Origin of the sequence: Paraburkholderia sp. BL6669N2, from assembly GCF_003387275.1 — a bacterium.
GTDB lineage: Bacteria > Pseudomonadota > Gammaproteobacteria > Burkholderiales > Burkholderiaceae > Paraburkholderia.
In genome coordinates, this window is sequence record NZ_QUNA01000002.1 from 3,120,575 (window position 1) to 3,140,293 (window position 19,719).

At 57.0% G+C, this 19,719-nt stretch carries 19 protein-coding genes; 5 read left to right on the forward strand and 14 right to left on the reverse strand.

What is annotated here, in order from left to right:
• Window positions 1-166: 166 nt before the first annotated feature.
• Genes B0G80_RS36505 through B0G80_RS36515 form a run of 3 tightly spaced genes read right to left on the reverse strand, consistent with a single transcriptional unit; the run spans window position 167 to window position 3,407 of the window.
• Window positions 167-1,063: a 2-hydroxyacid dehydrogenase gene (locus B0G80_RS36505; protein WP_220377514.1), complete on the reverse strand. Its 897-nt coding sequence runs from the start codon at window positions 1,061-1,063 to the stop codon at window positions 167-169.
• A gap of 44 nt (window positions 1,064-1,107) precedes the next feature.
• Entirely contained in the window at window positions 1,108-2,394 is a 1,287-nt protein-coding gene (gene eno, locus B0G80_RS36510) for a phosphopyruvate hydratase (protein WP_116122565.1), read from the reverse strand.
• A complete protein-coding gene (locus tag B0G80_RS36515) occupies window positions 2,391-3,407 on the reverse strand; it encodes a phosphotransferase family protein (RefSeq protein ID WP_116122566.1) in 1,017 nt (338 codons plus the stop codon). Before B0G80_RS36515 ends, eno begins: the two co-directional genes overlap by 4 nt.
• Before the next feature lie 269 nt (window positions 3,408-3,676).
• Here B0G80_RS36515 and B0G80_RS36520 point away from each other — a divergent pair, with 269 nt between their 5' ends.
• Complete coding sequence (locus tag B0G80_RS36520) at window positions 3,677-4,453, forward strand: fumarylacetoacetate hydrolase family protein (RefSeq protein ID WP_116122567.1); 777 nt, start codon at window positions 3,677-3,679, stop codon at window positions 4,451-4,453.
• Here the strand turns inward: B0G80_RS36520 and B0G80_RS36525 are convergent.
• Window positions 4,450-5,538, reverse strand: a complete 1,089-nt coding sequence (locus B0G80_RS36525; protein WP_181920141.1) for an IS630 family transposase — start codon at window positions 5,536-5,538, stop codon at window positions 4,450-4,452. The genes B0G80_RS36520 and B0G80_RS36525 overlap by 4 nt on opposite strands.
• 182 nt (window positions 5,539-5,720) lie before the next feature.
• Here B0G80_RS36525 and B0G80_RS36530 point away from each other — a divergent pair, with 182 nt between their 5' ends.
• Window positions 5,721-6,785, forward strand: a complete 1,065-nt coding sequence (locus B0G80_RS36530) for a LacI family DNA-binding transcriptional regulator (protein ID WP_181920151.1) — start codon at window positions 5,721-5,723, stop codon at window positions 6,783-6,785.
• Between the two features lie 73 nt (window positions 6,786-6,858).
• Here the strand turns inward: B0G80_RS36530 and B0G80_RS36535 are convergent, their stop codons facing one another.
• The 8 genes from B0G80_RS36535 to B0G80_RS36570 all read right to left on the reverse strand — a co-directional run bounded on the left by B0G80_RS36535 (window position 6,859) and on the right by B0G80_RS36570 (window position 12,916).
• A complete protein-coding gene (locus B0G80_RS36535; protein ID WP_116122569.1) occupies window positions 6,859-7,446 on the reverse strand; it encodes a VOC family protein in 588 nt (195 codons plus the stop codon).
• 68 nt (window positions 7,447-7,514) lie between these two features.
• Window positions 7,515-8,348, reverse strand: a complete 834-nt coding sequence (locus tag B0G80_RS36540) for a polysaccharide deacetylase family protein (protein WP_181920152.1) — start codon at window positions 8,346-8,348, stop codon at window positions 7,515-7,517.
• 309 nt (window positions 8,349-8,657) lie between these two features.
• Window positions 8,658-9,611, reverse strand: coding sequence for a transporter (locus tag B0G80_RS36545; RefSeq protein WP_116122571.1), 954 nt, complete (start codon window positions 9,609-9,611; stop codon window positions 8,658-8,660).
• Window positions 9,612-9,777: 166 nt separating this feature from the next.
• Complete coding sequence (locus B0G80_RS36550) at window positions 9,778-10,182, reverse strand: carboxymuconolactone decarboxylase family protein (RefSeq protein WP_116122572.1); 405 nt, start codon at window positions 10,180-10,182, stop codon at window positions 9,778-9,780.
• 35 nt (window positions 10,183-10,217) lie between these two features.
• Window positions 10,218-10,697 carry a DMT family transporter gene (locus B0G80_RS36555; RefSeq protein WP_116122573.1) on the reverse strand — a complete coding sequence of 160 codons (480 nt, stop codon included), beginning with the start codon at window positions 10,695-10,697 and terminating at the stop codon, window positions 10,218-10,220.
• A gap of 30 nt (window positions 10,698-10,727) precedes the next feature.
• Window positions 10,728-12,146 carry an amidohydrolase family protein gene (locus B0G80_RS36560; RefSeq protein WP_116122574.1) on the reverse strand — a complete coding sequence of 473 codons (1,419 nt, stop codon included), beginning with the start codon at window positions 12,144-12,146 and terminating at the stop codon, window positions 10,728-10,730.
• 76 nt (window positions 12,147-12,222) lie between these two features.
• Window positions 12,223-12,435: an SDR family oxidoreductase gene (locus tag B0G80_RS36565; protein WP_181920153.1), complete on the reverse strand. Its 213-nt coding sequence runs from the start codon at window positions 12,433-12,435 to the stop codon at window positions 12,223-12,225.
• Between the two features lie 319 nt (window positions 12,436-12,754).
• The gene (locus B0G80_RS36570; RefSeq protein ID WP_258879160.1) at window positions 12,755-12,916 is read right to left on the reverse strand and encodes an SDR family NAD(P)-dependent oxidoreductase; all 162 of its coding nucleotides are present in this window, start codon (window positions 12,914-12,916) and stop codon (window positions 12,755-12,757) included.
• A gap of 148 nt (window positions 12,917-13,064) precedes the next feature.
• Here B0G80_RS36570 and B0G80_RS36575 point away from each other — a divergent pair, with 148 nt between their 5' ends.
• Window positions 13,065-14,048 carry a LysR family transcriptional regulator gene (locus B0G80_RS36575; protein ID WP_116122577.1) on the forward strand — a complete coding sequence of 328 codons (984 nt, stop codon included), beginning with the start codon at window positions 13,065-13,067 and terminating at the stop codon, window positions 14,046-14,048.
• 341 nt (window positions 14,049-14,389) lie between these two features.
• Here the strand turns inward: B0G80_RS36575 and B0G80_RS36580 are convergent, their stop codons facing one another.
• Entirely contained in the window at window positions 14,390-14,977 is a 588-nt protein-coding gene (locus B0G80_RS36580) for a VOC family protein (protein ID WP_116122578.1), read from the reverse strand.
• A 528-nt stretch (window positions 14,978-15,505) separates the two neighbouring features.
• Between B0G80_RS36580 and B0G80_RS36585 the strand changes: the two genes are divergently transcribed.
• On the forward strand, window positions 15,506-16,585 hold the full coding sequence (locus tag B0G80_RS36585) for a porin (RefSeq protein ID WP_408968945.1): 1,080 nt from the start codon (window positions 15,506-15,508) through the stop codon (window positions 16,583-16,585).
• 36 nt (window positions 16,586-16,621) lie between these two features.
• Entirely contained in the window at window positions 16,622-17,035 is a 414-nt protein-coding gene (locus tag B0G80_RS36590) for a BON domain-containing protein (RefSeq protein ID WP_258879161.1), read from the forward strand.
• A gap of 650 nt (window positions 17,036-17,685) precedes the next feature.
• On the opposite strand, the gene B0G80_RS36600 is transcribed toward B0G80_RS36590, so the two are convergent.
• On the reverse strand, window positions 17,686-18,576 hold the full coding sequence (locus tag B0G80_RS36600) for an EAL domain-containing protein (protein WP_181920154.1): 891 nt from the start codon (window positions 18,574-18,576) through the stop codon (window positions 17,686-17,688).
• Window positions 18,577-19,719: the final 1,143 nt, after the last annotated feature.

Here is a 19,719-nt window from a genome sequence, read left to right on the forward strand (position 1 = left end):
GTCCGGTGCAATTCATCCGACCTTCTTATATTTAACAGTAGTACTATTTAATAATGGATGAAATGACCACCCTTTAACGCCGAAACCTTGTTCGAACAGAATCCAACTCGCGGCGCAGACCGCTGCACATCCGCTAACCGGTGCCCGGCCTACGAACTACGCCGTCTTAAGCCTGATTCAGCAGCGCTTTGCCCTCTTTCAACCTGCGACAATTCTCGACCAGCACGTCAATGCTTCGCGCGAGAGTCTGAGGCGTGAGCCATGCCACATGAGGGGTAGCAATGACATTCGGCAATCCGAGCAGCGGGTTGTTCTCGGCGACCGGTTCCGTTGCGAACACATCCAGCCCGGCGGCCGCCAGCTTGCCCGACACCAGCGCGTCGTGGAGCGCGCGTTCGTCGATCAACTCACCGCGCGCGGTGTTGATGAGAACAGCGCCGGGCTTCATCGCACTGAGAGCCGTGGCGTCTATCAGGCGACGCGTCTCCGGCGTTAGCGGAATGTGCAACGAGACAATGTCGGCCTCGTGAAGCAAAGCCTCGAGGGACGCCACCTTCCGCGCAGCATCATCTGACGCCGTATGGCGGGCGTAATAGATGACCTCCGCGCCGAGCGCGGCCAGGGCCGCCGTCAGCTTGCTTGGTATTGAGCCATATCCGACGAATCCCACAGTACGGCCTGACAGTTCACTCACGCTGTCGTATGTGTCCGGTGGCAGATCCCATCCCGCACCGCGACGGCTGGCATTGTCGAGAAAGCCAAGCCGCCGCAGCGACGCCAGCATTAGCGTCAGCGTGTGTTCCGCGACGGCCTGGCTGTTGCAACCAGGCATATTGGCTACTGCAATGCCAAGAGAGCGGGCTGTCTCGAGATCGATCGTATTCACGCCTACGCCGATTTTTTGCACGAGCTTCAGTCTCGGCGCCGCCTTGAGGACCGCCGCGGTCACGGGCGTCAGGACGTGAAGCAGGACATCGGCGTCCTCAAGTTCGTGGCGCAGGGCATTCGCGTCGCTTTCATCCACGAAGGCGATGTCGAGCCACTCGGGCGCGCTCGCCAGCAAGGCCTCGCGGAAGCCCGTGCTTGCGCGATATTGCAGTACGGCTTTCATGCATGGCTCCGCGCCGGCAAAGCGGACCAGCCGGCAAAGGTGGCGCTAGCGCCGAGTTGCTCCTCGATGCGCAGGCCCTCGTTCCACTTCGCCATCCTCTCGGAGCGCGAGAAAGAACCAACCTTCAACTGTCCGGTGTTCCAGCCGGTCGCGAGATGAGCGATGGTGGTGTCCTCGCTTTCTCCGGACCGGGCCGACACGATCATCCCCCAGCCAAGCTTCCTCGCGGCCTCCATCGTCTCGCGGGTTTCTGTGACAGTGCCCGCCTGGTTGGGCTTAAGCAGCACGGCGTTGCACTGACCCTGCGCCGCAGCAGCGCTCACCCGCGCTGCATTGGTGACGAGGAAGTCGTCGCCGATGACCTGCACGCTGTCGCCGACCGCCGCCGTGAAAGCACGCATTCCTTCTGGGTCGTCTTCACCGAACGGGTCTTCGACAGAGACGATCGGATAGCGCTTCAGCCAGCCAAGCATGACCTCGAGCCATTCGCTCGTATCGTACTCCCGGCTCTCCAGCGCCAACTTGTAACGCCCGTTCCGGCCAAATTCGGAGGCGGCGATATCGAGTGAGATTGCCACCTCATCGTGTCGGTACCCGGCCCGCTCGATGGAGCGCGTCAGCATCTCCAGCGCCTCCTCGTTCGAAGAGAACTCCGGCCACCATCCACCCTCGTCGGCCACACCCATCCGGCGGCCAAGCGAGTCCATCAGATCGCCTGCAGCGCGATAGACTTCCGCTACCATGCAGAGCGCTTCGTCAAAGCTCTGGGCACCGAGCGGCATCACCAGAAAATCCTGAATATCGGTGCGACGGCCGGCATGCGCGCCGCCGCCGAAAATCTGGATCTCCGGTAGCGGCAAGCGCACTTGCTCACCTGCTGCGAGGTATCGCCACAATGGCACGCTAGCGGCCGCAGCAGCCGCATTCAACACTGCCATCGAGGTCGCGATGGTGGCGTTGCCGCCAAGGCGTGCCTTGTTCGGCGTCCCATCGAGAGCAATCAATGCAGCGTCCACACCCGCTTGGTTCATCGCGTCCGTGCCGGTCAGGGCGGGCGAAATAATACCGTTGATATTGGCCAGCGCGCACTGCACATCAAAGCCGGCTAGCCTCATGCCGCCGTCGCGCAGATCGATCGCTTCGTTGCTGCCGCGCGATGCGCCTGCCGGGGCAATCCCGCGGCCACGTGCGCCGTCGGCCAGTTCGACGTCGACTTCGACCGTGGGCCGACCGCGTGAATCCCAAATGCGGCGACCGGTAATTTTTTTGATAGTTGTTTTCATGCCTGTTCCTTGTTCCAGCGGTTGCGGATAGCGTCGAGCGTTCGCGGTGCCTCCACCACAAATCGTTTCGCAAAGTGCCGCACCTTGGCACGGTCTTCTTCTGTTTTCAGATATTCCACGGGAGACTTCCCGTCGACCCTCGCAAGCAGCAGCGCCGGCAGTAGTCTTGCGGCGCGTGCCTCGAGGGCAGCCGCGTCTTCCCACGACGCACCGGCGAAGTACACGTCGTTGAGCGCGTCGAAACAGGCGAGATAACCAGCGGACGAGTCAGGGCGGAGGACACATTTGAGCAGTAGATGTGTCAGGCAGAACGCAACATCGAATGCGGGGTCGCCGTACCATGCGCACTCGGCATCGAGGAAGACCGGGCCGGCCTTACCTACCAAAATGTTCTTCGGACTCACATCGCCGTGAACGAGCGCGCGCCGGGTTCTCGCCGTGTCATTGCTAAGTCGTTCGAGAGCCTCTGCGCAGTCCGGATTGGCCGCCGCAGTCGCCAGAAAATACGGTTCCAGACGCAACGCGAAGAAATTTGCGTCAGTAGAAAACTCGCTTGCCAACGCTCCGTCGTCCGCAGTCGCACGATGAATGGTTGCGAGCGTCGTGCCCACTGCGCGGGCGGTCTCCACGCTTGCGACACCGTCCATCAGATCCCCCTTCCACAGGCGATAGTCGGCTGGCTTCAGAAATGTCATAGCGAAAGCGCAGCCTTCTTCATCTTCGCCCAGGATTGACGGGACGCACCCCGGAACCAAGGTTGCTGCGAGCCGCATCCATGCCACTTCTGCCGCATTGCGCTCAAGCGGCGCCGACCAGTCGGCGGCGACCTTGAGCTTGGCGAGTGCTCGCTTCACACAGAACACACCAGTTGAAGTATCGACGCGCACGATTTCCGAGGAGACGCCACCCGTTAGCGGCGTCAGCACTGGCTGTTCAGCCGGACGGATAAGCCGCATCCTGCGTAACGATTCCAAAAGCGCGAGCGCGCTATCCGCTTCCAACGCAACTTCCATCCCACCGTCTCCCGTCATTTGGTCCGTGTTGAAACTACTATAGCCACGAAGGCACACGTGTGCAATAGAAATTTATGTGAATCGAAATATTACCCGTTGCTGGATGCCCGTCACCGCCGAAGGTGACTTGATGATTACCAAATTTGGGCGTCTTGTTCGAAAAAGAACGCTTTGACAAACGAAGTTTCAGCTCCGATAATGGGCACACGTGAATCCTTTCGTTTTACCCAGCTATGGAAGGGTCAGGCCGCTTACCACTGGAGCATCGTATGAAAATCATCCGCTTCCAACAGGACGAACTCATCGCATTCGGCAATCTGCGCGATGACGGCAGCATCGAATATTTGTCAGGCTCACCGTTCGAGGAAAAGGCGCACCTGACCGGCGAATTTGTCGCGCTCGACAGCGTGAAAATCTTGTCCCCGGTTGCGCGGCCGCGCATCTTCGGCGCTGGTTTTAACTATGTCTCGCACATCAAGGAGACGGGATGGAACACGCCTACGCGACCGGCGCTATTCGTAAAACCTGAATCGTCACTCGCGGGCCCGAACGACCCGATCGTGTACCCGTCAGCGGGCGAGGTGGTCCACTACGAGGCTGAACTCGTCGTGGTGATCGGACGTACCGCGAGGCGCGTGTCGGAAGCAGATGCGCTCGACTATGTGCTCGGCTACACGTGCGGCAACGACGTTAGCGAACGGGTGGTCCAGAAGGAAGAAATGGCATTTGGATGCCTGTTCGCCGGTAAGGCCTTCGACACGTTTGCACCGCTGGGTCCCGTCATCAACACCGAACTCGACCCGTCCAACCTGAACATCATCGGACGCCTGAACGGAGAGGTAGTGCAGAACGGCAACAGCTCCGACCTGCTCTTTTCGGTGCCCTACCTGGTTGCCTACCTCAGCTCCTTTATGACGCTGGAACCGGGCGACGTCATCATGACGGGAACGCCTTCCGGTGTCGGAGAAATCAAACCGGGCGACGTCTTCGAAGTTGAAATTGAAGGAATTGGGGTGCTCTCCAATCCTGTGATTGCCGACCGCTAGTGTGCTGAGTTAGAAATTCGCAGACAAAATCGCTTGACGCTGGCGAGGATGTCGTCGGCGGATTTGGTCCAGTTAAAAGGTCTGGGATCCGTATTGTTGATCTCGATGTATTGGCGAATAGCCTGTTCGAGTTGGCGGGTGGAGCGATGAGTACCACGGCGGATATATGTTTCGCTGAGCGTTGCAAACCATCGTTCGACCTGGTTGATCCATGAAGCAGAGGTCGGGGTGAAATGCACATGAAAACGCGGATGGCGCGCCATCCAGGCATTGATCGAGGACGTCTTGTGCGTCCCATAGTTGTCCATTACCAGATGCACATCCAGTTGCGGTCGCACGTTGGCCTCGATGGTGCGCAGGAACTGCAAAAATTCGTTGCTGCGATGACGTCGATGCAGCTCGCCGATGATTTTGCCCGTGGCGATGTCCAGTGCTGCAAACAGGGTGGTCGTGCCATGGCGCATGTAGTCATGCGTGCGCCGCTCAGGAAGACCGGGGGCCAGTGGCAGCATGGGCTGGGTGCGATCAAGCGCCTGAATCTGGCTCTTCTCGTCTACGCATAACACCAGGGCCTTCAGCGGCGGGTCCAGGTACAGCCCGACGATATCGCGCACCTTGTCAACAAAGAATGGATCAGTGGAGAGCTTGAAGGTCTCCTGCCGATGCGGCTGCAATCCGAAGGCATGCCAGATCCGCGTCACGGCCGTCTGCGACATCCCCATTTCGCGGGCCATTGTGCGCGTGCTCCAGTGAGTCGCACCTTTGGGTACGGACTCGAGCGTGCGTGCGACGACCGCCTCCACCTGCGCGTCCTCGATCGTCCTGGGGGCTCCCGGGCGCGGCGCATCGAGCAACCCGTCCAGGCGGTGCTGGATAAATCGCGAACGCCACTTCGAAACCGTATGCGAGGTGACACGCTGTCTTGCCGCGACCGTCTTGTTGTCGATGCCCTCGGCGCAGGCCAGCACAATGCGTGCGCGCAAGGCCAGCGCCTGTGCGCTCTTGCGCCGCATTGTCAGTGCCATGAGCTGTTCGCGTTCCGGTTCATTCAAGACCAGCGGCGCCTTCGGTCTTCCTCTCATCATCGCCTCACTTATTTGCACACCCTGCAACCCAGGTTAGTACACAACGCAAATAAGGCAATGAATTCTTAACTCGGGACACTAGGAAGCCGCGCCGGTCGGACCCTGCCGGCGGCCGGAATTGAGCCGCCGAGGTTCCATGCTATAAAAGCAACTACAAATAACACGGAATGCAGGTAACCAACATGTGGAGCGACGCAACGTCCGACCCCAAGGCACCCGCCCGCGGCGGCGCGGGTGTGACCATTCGAGACATTGCGCAGGCGCTGAACGTCTCGCATACGACCGTTTCCCGCGCTCTCGCTGATAGCCCGAAGATCAGCGAAGAGACAAAAGCGCGCGTGCGAAATGCCGTCGAGCAGCTCGGCTACGTGCCGTCCGCGTCCGCGCGCATGATGCGCGGCGGCCGCAGCTCACTCGTGGGACTTGTTATCCCGGACGTCCAGAACGATTTTTATGCGACGGTCGCAAAAAGTGTCGCCGACGCACTTGCCGCGCGCTCTATGCATCTGCTGCTGTCCGTCACGGACGACAACAGCGACCGGGAATTACGCGAATTGCGAGCCATTCTGGAAACCCGCCCTGCCGGCGTTATCATTGTCCCCACGGCCTCGCCACGCGCTGAGACGCTCGCGCTCCTCGAAAACGTCGAAACAGTCCAACTTGTGCGGGTCGCCGCGCGCCTGACGACGCAGGCCGTCGTCATCAACGACCGCGAAGGCATCCAGATGGCGGCCCGGCATCTGCTCGCCTACGGTCACAAGCGCCTTGCGTTCGTAGGCGGTGACGCTTCGCTTAGCACAGGACGTAACCGCCTCGCAGGTTTCGAAGATGCTCTCAGTCACGAAGGCCTAAAACCGGCAGCAGTGGCACTTGGCGCGCCAAGGCCGGAGTTTGCGCGACATGCCGTCACCAGCATGATGTCGGTACGAAACCGGCCGACCGGCCTCGTGCTCGGAAGCGCCGAACTCACGTTGGGCGCACTGCAAGCGCTGCGCGCGTTGCATCTCGACTGGCCACGCGATGTGTCCGTCGTCGGATATCACGACCCCGCCTGGTTCGAACTGGCGGTCGGCGGCATCACCACGGTTCGACTACCGGTACAGGACATTGCATCCACTGCGACGAGCGTGCTGCTGTCCCGTGCGCTCGGCAACCATCTGGACGGAGAGCACGACGATCAGTCGGCAAACATCGAATTCGCACCCACGCTGATTCTCCGCGGATCAACTGCCCCGTACGTCGGCTAGCGCGTCGACAACACCTTGCATGTGCAAAACCGGCCCATCTCGCGGCCGGTCTCGTCTGCCTTGTAACCCGAGATCAGTTGCGCGTGGTTGCCCACTTTCTAAGCTCACCGTGCGCGATCAGCTCGGCGCGGAGCATGAACTCCTCGGCCGAAGGTGGCGAATAGCACAGTTCAAGATTCATACCGCCGGGATCTTTCAGGTAAAGCGAGTGAAACGCCCCGTGGTCGACGTAAGTGCAAGCGTAGCCCTCACTCTCGAGTTTGGCGCGAAAGTACTCAATCGCTTCGTCGCTGTCTACGTTGACGGCAATGTGATGGTGATAGACAGTTGGCACCGTGAACGGTGGCTCGCCGTCGTAGAAATCGGGATAGTCGAAAAATGCGAGCGAACTGCCATCTCCCATTTCGAAGAAGAAATGGCAGTACGGCGATGGCTTGCCGGTGAACACTTCGTCGGGAATGCGCAATGCGATCGTCATTGGCATTTCAAGAATGTCTTCGTAGAAATGACGCGTCTTTTCGACGTCGTTGCAGTAGTACGCGTGATGATTGACCCCGCGGACCCTGCTCTTCGCACGGCGGGCGATGCCACGCTCTCTATCCTTCGGGTCGATAGTGGCTTCACCGACTGCGCCAAGAACGTTCTCTTCCTGATTGGACATTTCTTGTACTCCTCCGTTGGACTCTGAAACCCGGCCCTTTCGAGACCGGCCGTGTTGTCACGCGGCGGCTAGGCAATCGTTCTGTTTGCGACACTGGACGCTACCCATTCAGCCAATTCCGAACAGGTTGCAAGCCATACGTCGTCGCGAGCCTTGAGCCGCACAAGGAATCGGCGCATGACTTGCCACAGACGCTCGTCGGCGCCGAACAGATACGGGTGAAAAATAACCGTGAGTTGCTCACCGTTGGCATGTGCGGCGTCGAATCCGTCATTGAGAATCCGTTCCCACTCGGTGGCGGTCGCGGGCCTTGCCATATCACCGTGCGCGACACGAAAGTCACCAAGGTCGGGGTCGATCAGGTAAGCGTCGACGTAGCGCCAGGCGAAAGGAAGGACCGTGAGTTCCTCCTCGAGGTGAACGCTGGGGTCGCTGGAGACGGGCGAGCAATAGGTAAACCCGTGCTGCCTAAGGAGCGCCATGGACGGCGCGTCTGCCAGACCTCCAGGAGGGCGGAAGCCCACCGGGAAAATATCGATCGTTCGCAGCATGGCGAGGCTCTTTTCCAGGTTCGATCGCTTCTCGTCGAGCGACATACGTGACCAGTTTTCGTGCCCCCATGTATGCCAGCCGACTTCATGTCCAGCAGACTTCACGGCCCTCATCTGCTCTGGATATCGCAGCGCGTTCACCGATTCGATGAAGTAAGTGATCCTCAGACCGTCGAGATCTTCGAGCAGCTTCGGCAAAACGTGGGTCGCAGTAAAGTGTCTGCCGACTGCATTGGCTGCAGGCCACCGGCCCATGTTGATGTCGCAAGCCTCGCCGAGGTTGTCGAACGTCACGCATACGCAGGCGCGACGACGCTGTGGCCCCCACGCTCTCGACTCGAACAGTGCCATTACCTCTCCCGAAATTGTGATGGCGGGGTGCCATCTTCCAACGTCAGTACTCAAACCAAAGAATAGGAGATAAGGCACACGTGTGCAATAGGGTATACCCTCCATCTTCCAGTCGGTCGTGGTCGGTGTCTATCTAATCTGGCTTCTGCCAGCTCGACCAACAGCGCGCGCAGAATTAAAGCATTTTGAAAAGCACCAACGGCAACAAGTCAAATCCGACACAGCGTTGGCGCACCCCGTTTGGCCAACACCCATACGTCACAACGCGTCGAAGCGTTGCGGTCGGGTCGGGATAGACCGTTCAGATATTCAAAACAATATCACGCTGCGTTGCGTCGCGCACGGGCCCCAAGGTCGGCGTTCAGAACGGCACCACCACCCTTGCCCAGACACTGATACCTTCCGGACGATTGCGAGCGGCGCGAATTCCTTCAGCACTTTGAGGTCGATGCCGACCCTGCCATACTGGTAGTGGGCGGCTGGGCCGATAGCGGCCACGCGTCCCCGAAACCCATCGCCATTCACGCGACTACCAAACTGGTAGTCGTCTGAGGTCTGGTTGATGTAATAGCCATTGACACAGAGACGGAGGTCATTCGTGATCGGATAGCTCGCCGAGTAATCGAAGTGGAAGATTTGACCCGAACGGTAATCGGTGTCCGGGTTGCGTACGTTAAATGTGTAAGTGATCTTTGCCGAAACTTCGAGTCCGATTGCAGGCCAATACGTGAAAGCGAAAATCGGTCGAAACGAATAGTACTTGCCTCCGGTATTCAGGCCACGCGCCATGTCATATCCCCCGACAGGCAGCACGATATCCAGCGCGACGAGCGGATGGAATGCGCCGAAGTCCCAGCCCAATGTCGGGCCGACTGTCATATCCCCTACGCCGTTGCGATGGTCCTTACCCGATGCCGAGCTGCTTTGCAGCGATGCAACCGAACCTATCGCGAAAGCGCCCACCCGGCCGCCAGCGATCTTGAGGTTCGACATATAGAAGAGTCTTGCGGCAAGCACTTCAGCCGAAAAATTGAAGCCAGGGATGGAAGAATTACCGTGGCTGTCGTTGAACCGGCTCGTGTGATAGTAGTTAGCGTAAAGCACTCCATACCAACCCGGTGTATGCAGCATCCCGGCAAAGAATCCTTCCGAACCCTGACCGATGTTGTCACCGCCGCCTCCCGTTGCCATCACTGATTGCGACAGTGCCGTGGTAACCACGGAAAACAAACCGGCAAGAATACATTTCTTGAGGGTTTTCATAAATCTCACTATGAGACATAAATTTCAAAATAACGATTTTTAAAATAATCAGGATTGCGATGTCTATGCAAGTTAAGCCTGCTGGCAAGTCGATAAGACTTACCCACACGGCGTGTCCAATGCTTTGCTGGATACAGCAGAAAATTCGGAAGAACGACAGCGACTGTCAGACCAATTCGACTGAGTTGAACTGTTCTTGAGCAGCGTGAATCGCCGCGAGGGCGATTGGAAAGCCTGCAGTGACGCCGAGTTGTATAAAAATGTCGATAACTTCTTCCATTGACACGCCAGCTTTGAGTGTCGACGTGATGCGAAGTCTTAATACCGAAGCCGCCGTCGCGCCAAGCATGGCTAAGGATGTAATCGCAACGATTTCACGCGTGCGCGCGTCAATTGACGACTCGCCAACCATGTCTGCGAACTCCCACTCCATCACGTAACGCGCGAAGCGCGGCGCTACGTTGGCGAGGCTTGCGGTGAAGGCGTCGGCTGGTAGGCCAAGCGTCTCCGCGAATATCGCGCTGCCGCGAGCGTACCGGCTACCGGTATCGGGATGCTGGTTGTCTTTCATTAAATACCTCAAAGTCGAACTGTATTGATGTGCGCTTAGCTGTGTTTCGTCAACGCTTGCACGAGGGAGTTACCAAAGAGTGTCAGGCAGACGCCCGTCAGCATGACCAGCGCGCCAGCGAGTTTGATACCTGACACCTGACGCGTCACCGCGCCGATAAGCCCGAATTGGTCAATTGCGAGTGACGATAGCAACTGTCCGGCGATTACCAAGGCCAACATGTTGGCTAGACCAATGCGAGGGACGAGTAATACCGTGCAGAAAATTGCAGCTGCGCCTAGCAGGCCGCCGCCAAAGCGCCAGAGCGGCTGCGACGGAAGACTGACAACCGCGGCATGCAATCCGCCTTTGCTCACAGCAATCGCCGCAAGCGCGACGGTACCTATCGAGAACGACACCAGCGCGGCTGCCACGACGTTCCCGCCGATACCACCTGCGAGTTGACTATTGACTGCTGCCTGAATCGAGATGGCTGAACCGGCACAGAATGCGATAAGCAGAAAAATCAGATTCACGACATACCTCCTTTCGTTAGGCAACGAGCCTCAGGCCTGCGCGACTTCCGGCGACACATCCGCGAACTGATCAGGGGTGTAGTTGACAGCGGCGAACAGGTGGCTGCGGGATGCTTCCGTCGCCTGCTTGAGTGCCGGAAAGTTCAGGCCGATGAGCTTGCCGCCAGACTTGCGAACGCGGCCGCCGATAATCACCGTATCCACGTTGCTGCGTTCTGCAGCGTGAACGATTGTGCCGATCGCGTTGTTTGAGGGATAGAGATTTAGATCGTCGGCGCGAATCAGAACAATGTCTGCCTTCTTGCCCGGCGCAAGAGAACCGGTCTTTTCAGCTAGACCCGCCACGCGCGCGCCGTTGATCGTCGCCGTCTCAAGAATGCTCCGTACGGAGACGGCGGCCGGTGACGTCTCGTCGCCCTTAAAACGACGGTTTTGAGCTTGAGCACGCTGCATGATGTATGCGGCACGCATCTCCGCGAACATGTCGCCACCATATGAGGCTTCGACATCGGTGCTGATTGCCGGTGCAATGCCATTGTCGATCGCGCGCTGATAGACGCAAAGCCCTTCTTCCAGACCATATTGTGCGTCTGAGCGCGGGCACACGTCGACGTTGACGCCTGTCTCACGGAGAATGCCCCACTGCTCGTCGGTCAGACCGGTGCAATGATTGAAGATGTTGTCCGGTCCAAGAAGCCCTTCTTCCTTCAGCCCCGGCAGCAACTTGCCCATGTCCTCGCCGAGGAATTCAGTGATGATGCGCAGGCCAACGGCGCGCGCGGCAGCCCATGTCTCGCGGTCCCATTGCGACATCATCGCCATCGTGACGAGTTGGTCCTCGGAATCGAAGCGTTCCTGCTTCAGGCGTCCGAGGTCCTGCGGCCAATGCTGCGCCCATTCACCTGCTAGAGGCTTACCCGGTGCGTAGACCGCGCGAATACCTGCGTCTTCTAGCGCATCAACCGATGCATCGGAGTGCGCAGGACTACGAGCATTGTGCGAATTGTCGACCATGGTAGTAATGCCGGCGTCGATCGCACCTAATGCTGTGATCAAGTTGCCGATGTACATGTCCTCCGGACGGTAATGCGTCGCAAACGAGAAGTGCGTCGACTTCAGGTAGTCCATCAGGGTCGGCGAGTTCGGATCGATGCGGCGTAGCTGTCCTTCCCATGCATGACGGTGCGAATCGACAAATCCGGGCATAACGATCATGTCCTTCGCGTCAATGACTTCCGCTCCATCTGCCGCAATCGAAGGTGCGATCGCGGTAATACGGTCACCTTCGATCAGAACGTCACCGTGCGTCAGGTCGCCCACGTGCGGGTTCATACTAACGATCGTCCCGCGCTTGATAAGGAGACGTCCTTTCGGATCAATCGATTTAAGCGGCTCTACAATTGCGCGAAGGTGCTCCCATGCGCTAGGAGGATAGTTATCGAATGACATTGTTCAATTCCAGCGAATAATAAAGAGATCTACCGTCGTCGGGACGGGCAAATTTTGAGAAACTTTCGCGCGCCGCTCAGGCGTTTGTACCGCCGTCGATTTGCAGCACGGTGCCTGTAGTGAATCCGTTACCCATCACAAATAGCGCCGCATCAGCCAGTTCGTCGACGGTACTTACTCGTCCGACGAGCAGGCCGGCGCCTATGGATGCGAAGGCATTGCTACGAGCTTGTTCCGGCAGGAAGTTCGGAACGGGGCTATCGACGACGCCTGGGGACACCACATTCACACGAACCGGTGCCAGTGCGAGCGATGCCGTCGAGCGAAGCGTTCAGCGCCGCAGCGATGCTGGCCCCGACCGAGGCCTAGTAAGCAGCTGAGCCACTAAACGGGGTCACAGATGCCTCTTTGCTCAGACTGCTTTGAAAATGGCGCAAGATGTACATAGGGCCCCAAAACTTAGCGCCCAACATCAAAGTGATTTCCTCGTCGCTAAGCTGTGAATAAGGTTTAAACACAAGGTTCGCAGCTGTGACGACGAGATGGTCGACATTTGGAATTCGGCTAGCGACTGATGCCACGTCGGACTCGCAGCAACGTTCGTAGTGTCAGCTGCAACGTACAGCCTTAGCTGCTGCCAGCTTCTCCTCCGATCGACCGACGATGTGAAGACTCGCGCCGGCCGCCGCGGCTTTTCGTGCAAGCGCCAGACCCATTCCTGAGCTGCCGCCTGCGACGACGACACTCTTATTTTTGAGAAAGTTTTCCATATCGCAACTCATCCGTTTTCTAGTGAGAAAGACCCGAGGTCGTCGCATTAATCGCTCGCCTCATCTGTCACGGACCCAAATGTAGTTGCGCGCACCAAACCTAACAATCACCTATACTTTTCATACTCTATGAAGCGGGAGGTACACAATGCGAGGGAGCGATTTCGCTGATGCGCGAGCCTTTGTTTCCGTCGCGGAACAAGGTTCGTTCGCCCGCGCTGCGGGAACGCTGGCGGTGTCTCCGTCAGCATTGAGTCAGACTATTCGCGGATTTGAAGAGCGCTTGGGAGTGCGCTTGTTCAATCGGACGACACGAAGCACGCATCTCACCGACGCTGGGGCACGGTTGCTCTTGCGCATGCAACCTCTCTTGGCTGAATTCGATGCCGCGCTTGAAGAAGCTTCAGGCAATCGAAAGCCATCGGGCACACTTCGCGTATGTGCGCCGCAAATGGCAATCATCCACTTGCTGCAACCAATGCTCGGCATCTTTCAGGAACAGTATCCTGACGTCGTTCTTGACCTCACAAGTGACGAGAGTCTGGGGGACATCGTCGCCCGTGGCTTCGATGCCGGCATTCGCCTTGGCGAGCACGTCGATCAGGATATGGTGGCAGTGCGCGTTGGCCCTGATCTACGCCAGATTGCAATCGCGTCACCTGACTACCTCCAAAAGCATGGCGTACCTCAATCGCCTCAAGATTTGCACGAACATCGGTGCATCAACTGGCGTCGAACCGGACAGACAAGCGTATATAACTGGGAGTTTGCCCGGGACGGGCAGTGGTTCGACCTTTCTGTCAAAGGGACGCTGATCGTCAACGACTGCGCGGTAGCGCTCCAGGCCGCACTCGACGGCCTTGGCATTACGGTTTGGACTGAAGACTGGATGAAGCCGCAGCTAGAATCCGGGCGGCTCGTTCCGTTGCTGCGCGATTGGTCACCGCCCTTTCCGGGTTTTTTCCTGTATCACCCGAGCCGAACGCGCATGCCGTCCGCACTGCGAGCGTTTATCGACGTCGTGAAGAGCGTTTCTATGGGCGCAGATGCAGCAGGTCCGGTATTGCCCTCGGAATTGCTCCCATCTGTCCAGCGCGAACCCGCCCTCGCAGGATCAAAAGTCGGAGCGTAGATTTCGCACCTCTTGACAATACTGGGTTCCCAGCGCTATACCCGTCGCAGTCGCGCGCGGATCGATCGTTGCATGACAGCTGCTCGGCATACGGCATGAACCGTCAAATTTGAATGGCTTCGATTCCGAGGCCTGCCTGCGCCGAGTTATCTGTCGAACCGCCGAGTATCTTGTCAATCAGGTTGACGAATCGTCGGCCCGGTTGCCGCCGATGCGCTTCGTCACAACACGCGCCTGCACTCAGCGCGCTGCGTTTACCTGTTCACTATCAACATGCAATCAAGAAAGGTCATCGCCCGGCGGTTATGGTCGGCGGGTGTCCCCGCTCGACCTGTCTCGCTCTATGCGCGCGTTGCTGCCCACTTCCTGAGTTCGTCTTGCGCCACTCTTTCGGCTCGAAGAAAGAATTCTTCCGTGGCGGGCGGCGAATAGCATAGTTCGAGATTCATTCCATTCGGGTCGCGCAAATAGAGTGAATGGAAAGCACCGTGATCGACAAACGTAGACGGGTAGCCTTCGTTCTCAAGCTTCTCACGGAAATATTCTATCGACTCATCGGAGTCAACATTGACCGCGATGTGATGATGATAGACGGTCGACACCTCAAATGGTGGCTTGCCATCGAAGAAATCTGGATAGTCAAAAAACGCAATGCTGCTGCCGTCGCCCATTTCAAAGAAGAAGTGGCAATACGGTGCTTCCTTTCCGGTAAACACTTCCTCCGGAATACGAAGGGCGATCGTCATTCTCATCTCGAGAATATCTTCATAGAAGTGCCGCGTTTTTTCCGCATCCGTGCAGTAGTAAGCATGGTGGTTGAGTCCCCGGACTCGGGATTTCGCGCGACGCTCGATCACCGCCTGTTTTTCAATGGGATCGACTTCTGCATCGCCTACGGCGGCAATAACGTTCTCGTCGTGATGGGACATTCTCTTATCTCCTCAAGATGGTTAGATGACCCGCATAGGTCATCCGAAAATTTCGCTGGTGCCTAACCGGCCACGAACCTGCCGCCATACGGCTTTGATGCTCGGCAACCTCGCTTCAAGTTGCAAGTCGAGCCTCGTGTTGCTCCACGATCCATTCCACGAATGTTGCGCGCCACGCCGTGGAGACTAACGAATAAGGCACACGTGTGCAACACAGGGTTTTCACTCAGGACCATACGACGCGGTAACCGTCGCAAAATTACCCACCTGGCGGATTACCCTGGATTGCACACGTGTGCCCACCTAGATAATCTGCGCGGCATAGCAGCGAATGTGATCGCGCTCCCGTCCTCGATGGTAGATCGGCCACAGGCGATAACGGAAATTCGTCGCGGGCTGGCGACTGCCTCGGGCGCTGCATCGAGCGTCCTTCTGCATTGCAATTGCGTCGCTATCGGCTTTTTGCCGCGGCGCACGCTTGCTAACTGAGTAATCACAGAGTCGACAATAACAAACAAGGAGATAGGGATGCGTCACCACTCGAGAGTTGCATCACGTTTAGCAATGTGCGCGGTAGGTATGTTGATCGGAGGGGCCGCGCAGGCTCAGACCAATGTCACATTATTCGGCTTGCTCGACAGCGGCTTGCTTTATACAAGCAAAACACTGAACGCTCAGAGCGGCGGCAATTCCGGGCGGCAGTTTGTGCTGATCGATGGAGGCTCATCTTATTCGCAATTCGGCATATTCGGAATCGAGGATCTCGGTGGCGGACTGAGCGCGAAATTCAAGCTTGAGAGCGGTATAAGCGTGGCGACCGGTAGCCTTGCACACTGCAATGGCAATCTTTTCGGATGCGAAGCGTGGATTTCATTGGACAGCAAGTTCGGTGAACTCAAAGCTGGCTTGCAGTTCTCCCCGTTCTTTCTTTCGCTTTACTCATCGGATCCGCGGGGCATGTCGTTCTTCGGTAGTGGTGGCGTTACACTTGTCGATAATTTTCTCGGCACCAGCATCTTTGCTCCCAGCGCTTTGTCTTACACAAGCCCGGAATTCTGGGGACTTCAGGCCAGCGTGCTGTACTCATTCGGCGGTCAACCGGGCGAGTTTCAGGCGGGTCGACAATACTCCGCGAGCATCAAATACCAGTATGGCGGGCTGATGCTCAACGCTGCGATATTTGACGGAAACCGCGGTGGAGCGAACCCGACACCCACCCCGACGAACCTCCAAGTTGAGGGACGCACGCTTGGGACAGCATTCAAGTTTGGTGCCTTGACCGCGAAGGCGTCGTTCGTCAATTACAAGGTCGCCGGTTCGTTTAACAACAATGTGTACGGAGGCGGCCTATCATGGTATGTGATGCCGACACTTAGCGTCGATGGCGGCATCTGGATAACCAGCGACCGGAACCATACTGCGAATCACTCCCTACTCGCGGCAATGGGTTTGAACTACTTCCTGTCAAAGAGAACTGTCCTCTACGGCCAGGTCGCGTCCGTGGCTAATCATGGGGACATGAATACAGGCTTGTCAGTCAATGGAGCGCTTTTTGGCGCACACGGTACGACTATGGGTGTCACGGGGGGCCTTCGCCACTCGTTTTGACAAATACCGTCTTACCTCGCATTGCCCGGTGGTGATATGCCTCTGTCGGGACTGATATCGATCAATAAATTCCAGAGGAAAAAATTGAAATCCATTCACTACAGCATGTTATTCGTCGGCCTTTGTGTCGCATTGTGCACTGGTGCGAGCGTCCTTGCGCAAACCACTACGGTCACTACTGACGCATCCGTACCAGCCAGCGGCATGAGCAACCCGAAGGCGGCCAAGGCCGCCAACCAGGCGCTGAGAACAACTGTGATGCGCCAGCTCTCGAGGACGCGCGGCCTCAACGCGGATGGAATTAATGTAGTCGCTTCCTCTGGAATTGTGACACTTATGGGAACGGTACCCGACAGCCGTCAAATTGAGATCGCGACGGACGCGACACGAGACGTAGGTGGTGTCCGAGAAGTTAAAAATAGTTTGACGCTGCAGGCTAACGGGAAGTAGCGCAGACGGCCTCCGATAAGCGGGGCGTCGCTTCAACTTTCGCGGTTTCTATCTACAGCGCCCAACCCCATTGGAAACCTGACGGGAATGATGGTCACAGAACCTCCGGAGTAATTCGACTCACAGCGATCGGTCGCATGCCTTTTTGCACCAATGCGTCCGATCCGCTGTGCCTGTCCGCTGCATCACTCGTGAGGGCCCGCTCCAAAGACCATGAATCTATTCACGTCTGATGGACTACCGAAAGCACAAACGAGCTGTATCGGCATTAAATTTACCATCCAGCGGTCCGCCTCTTCCATGCAGACCATTCTTTAGCGTCGAGCAAGTCCATCGCATACTTTCCTGTCGCACGACCTTTTCCGTCATTGCGACAAGCACCTGAGAACCGACACGTTTTGAACATCAGCGCGTTCTATTTGATTGTGGCCGATACAGCGCGACGGACCGCCTCGGCATCACGTTGTGCTTTGCGAGCACGCCGTTTGCGCACAGCACTGAGTAATGTCAAGGCACTAACGATCTGCGACAACATCCATCGAATCATAAGCGTCACCCGTGGCACATTGCCCGCGGCGATCACCCTGACCAGGTGCAGTGAAGCGAGCAGCTTTGAAATGTCGTCGGCGCTGATCCTCATTTCAGCATAATCAGTCGGTGGTCGATATTGTTTGCAATTGCCTGGACGAAAAGACACATGTGCGCAATCTCGCCGTCTCCGCATTCGCGTTCTCTTCAGCTCGCGCGCGAAATTGCCGCCACACTGACTCCATAGTCACCCGGCAGGAAGCTTCGTCGCACCTCCCGGGAGCAGGACGAGCGAAGTAGAAACCTTGAACGAAATCTGCATCACAGTCCATTGCAATCATAGCCTCACGCGCCGTCTCTACGCCTTCTGCCAATACCAAAGCACCTGCGTCATGCAACAGCGATACCAGTCGTGGAAGTAAGCGTGCGACGCGAGAGTTTTGGGCTGCTTGCTCAATAACACCGCGGTCGAGCTTGACAATATCGGGCTGAAGTTGCCAGACCCTATCAATGTTGGAGTGCCCCGCTCCGAAGTCATCGAGCGCTATCAGAAATCCCTGCTTCCGGAATGAGGCGATACCCTCAACCAATTGCTGTAAATTCCCACCAGGAACTTCGAGCACTTCCAAGACGATACGGTCGGGCGACAGATGCATGCGCTTCAAGGTCGCTTCAACGAGGTGGCGATACTCGCCAGATACGATGAAGCCATTTGGTCTGGTGTTGAGAAACAACCGGTCGTGGACATCCGCTATTCGCGTGAAGTTGGATGCATGTAGCAGTTGGACGCCGCGCTCAAGATTGTTCCAATGCCCATTCGGAGAGGTGCGGCCGAGTAACGACATCGGCGGAACGTTGTTGCCGGCAGGGTCTTGTGCCCGGAGGAGGGCCTCGTAGCCAATGAGACGTCGATGCGACAAGCTGAATATTGGCTGAAACGCGCTACAAAGAGTCAAATCCCCGAAGCGCGCGAAAGAGGGATCGCATAGCGAGTCGCTTTCGGGAAATTGCAAGAGGTATGGAGGTTCCAACTGGATAGTCCTGTGATAACACATCGCACTTGACATCGACTCGCGACATAGCTTGCCTACCGTACCCAAGCGAAGTAACCGAGCCGACGCCGATGCATCCTCGTTTGCCGCATGGCACAGCTACTAGCTATTAATTGGGATTCCCACGCGCGATCGAGAATCGATAAGATCCGATTAGGCACATTACTCCGCTTGGAGATCAGTAGAAATGGCACACGAAATGCCATGTTCTCGCCGGCCAGTACGACTACTCCTCCATAGCTTGTCTTTCTGGATAGTGATCTGAAAATTCATCGGTATTGTTAGTCGTTAAGCACCACAGCGACATCCCGAGTTTTCGGAGCAGACCGATGCGGACCATGTCCATCAGGTACGCTAGTGAGCTATTTCGACTAATTACCAATACGACCCACCACAGTGAGCATCAATTTTCTTGAAAATCCATTCAACTTTCAGCTCTATTGATGACCGTTGAGAAGATGTAGCATTCGGCATTTGCTTAGTGTCTACTTCCGAAACATGCCTGAACGGCATCCTCAGGCGACAGTCCAGCCCGGAAGTAGCCTCGCAAACGGTCCACGATCTCGACGTCAGGACGATAGAAAGCGCTGACAAATTTCGCGTCGAGTGCTTCTTCATACCAGACGCAAACCCAAATCTCGAGCGCCCGTATGTATTCGATTGTCAGGTCCGTTGAATCGTCCATCGCGGTGATCCTGCTCATTTGTCGCGTTCGCTGAGACGCTTCACTACCGGTAAGCCGCCCGCACTACCCGCACCGCAAGACCCTGTGCGGCAAAACGATGCGAGTACATTTGATACGTCGTCGAACTCAAGCGCAGCATTCATCTCAATGCTCCCCCGGTGTAGTGACGGTTCTTCAATAGACGGCTCGTGGTGCACACGTGTGTCTCATGATAGCGCAGGGTTTTCCATTAGGCAACAATCAAACTGCCGCGACAGTGTGAACGCATCGTGGCCGCTCAGCTCGTGTCACATCTGCTTTTTCGACGCGGGCTGCGGCTTCGATCACGCATTCGGTTGCGCGGATGTTAGCAAGTTGAAAATGTGGCTCTGCGAAAAAGCACACGTGTGCATTGGAATTCAATATAATCTCCGGTCAAC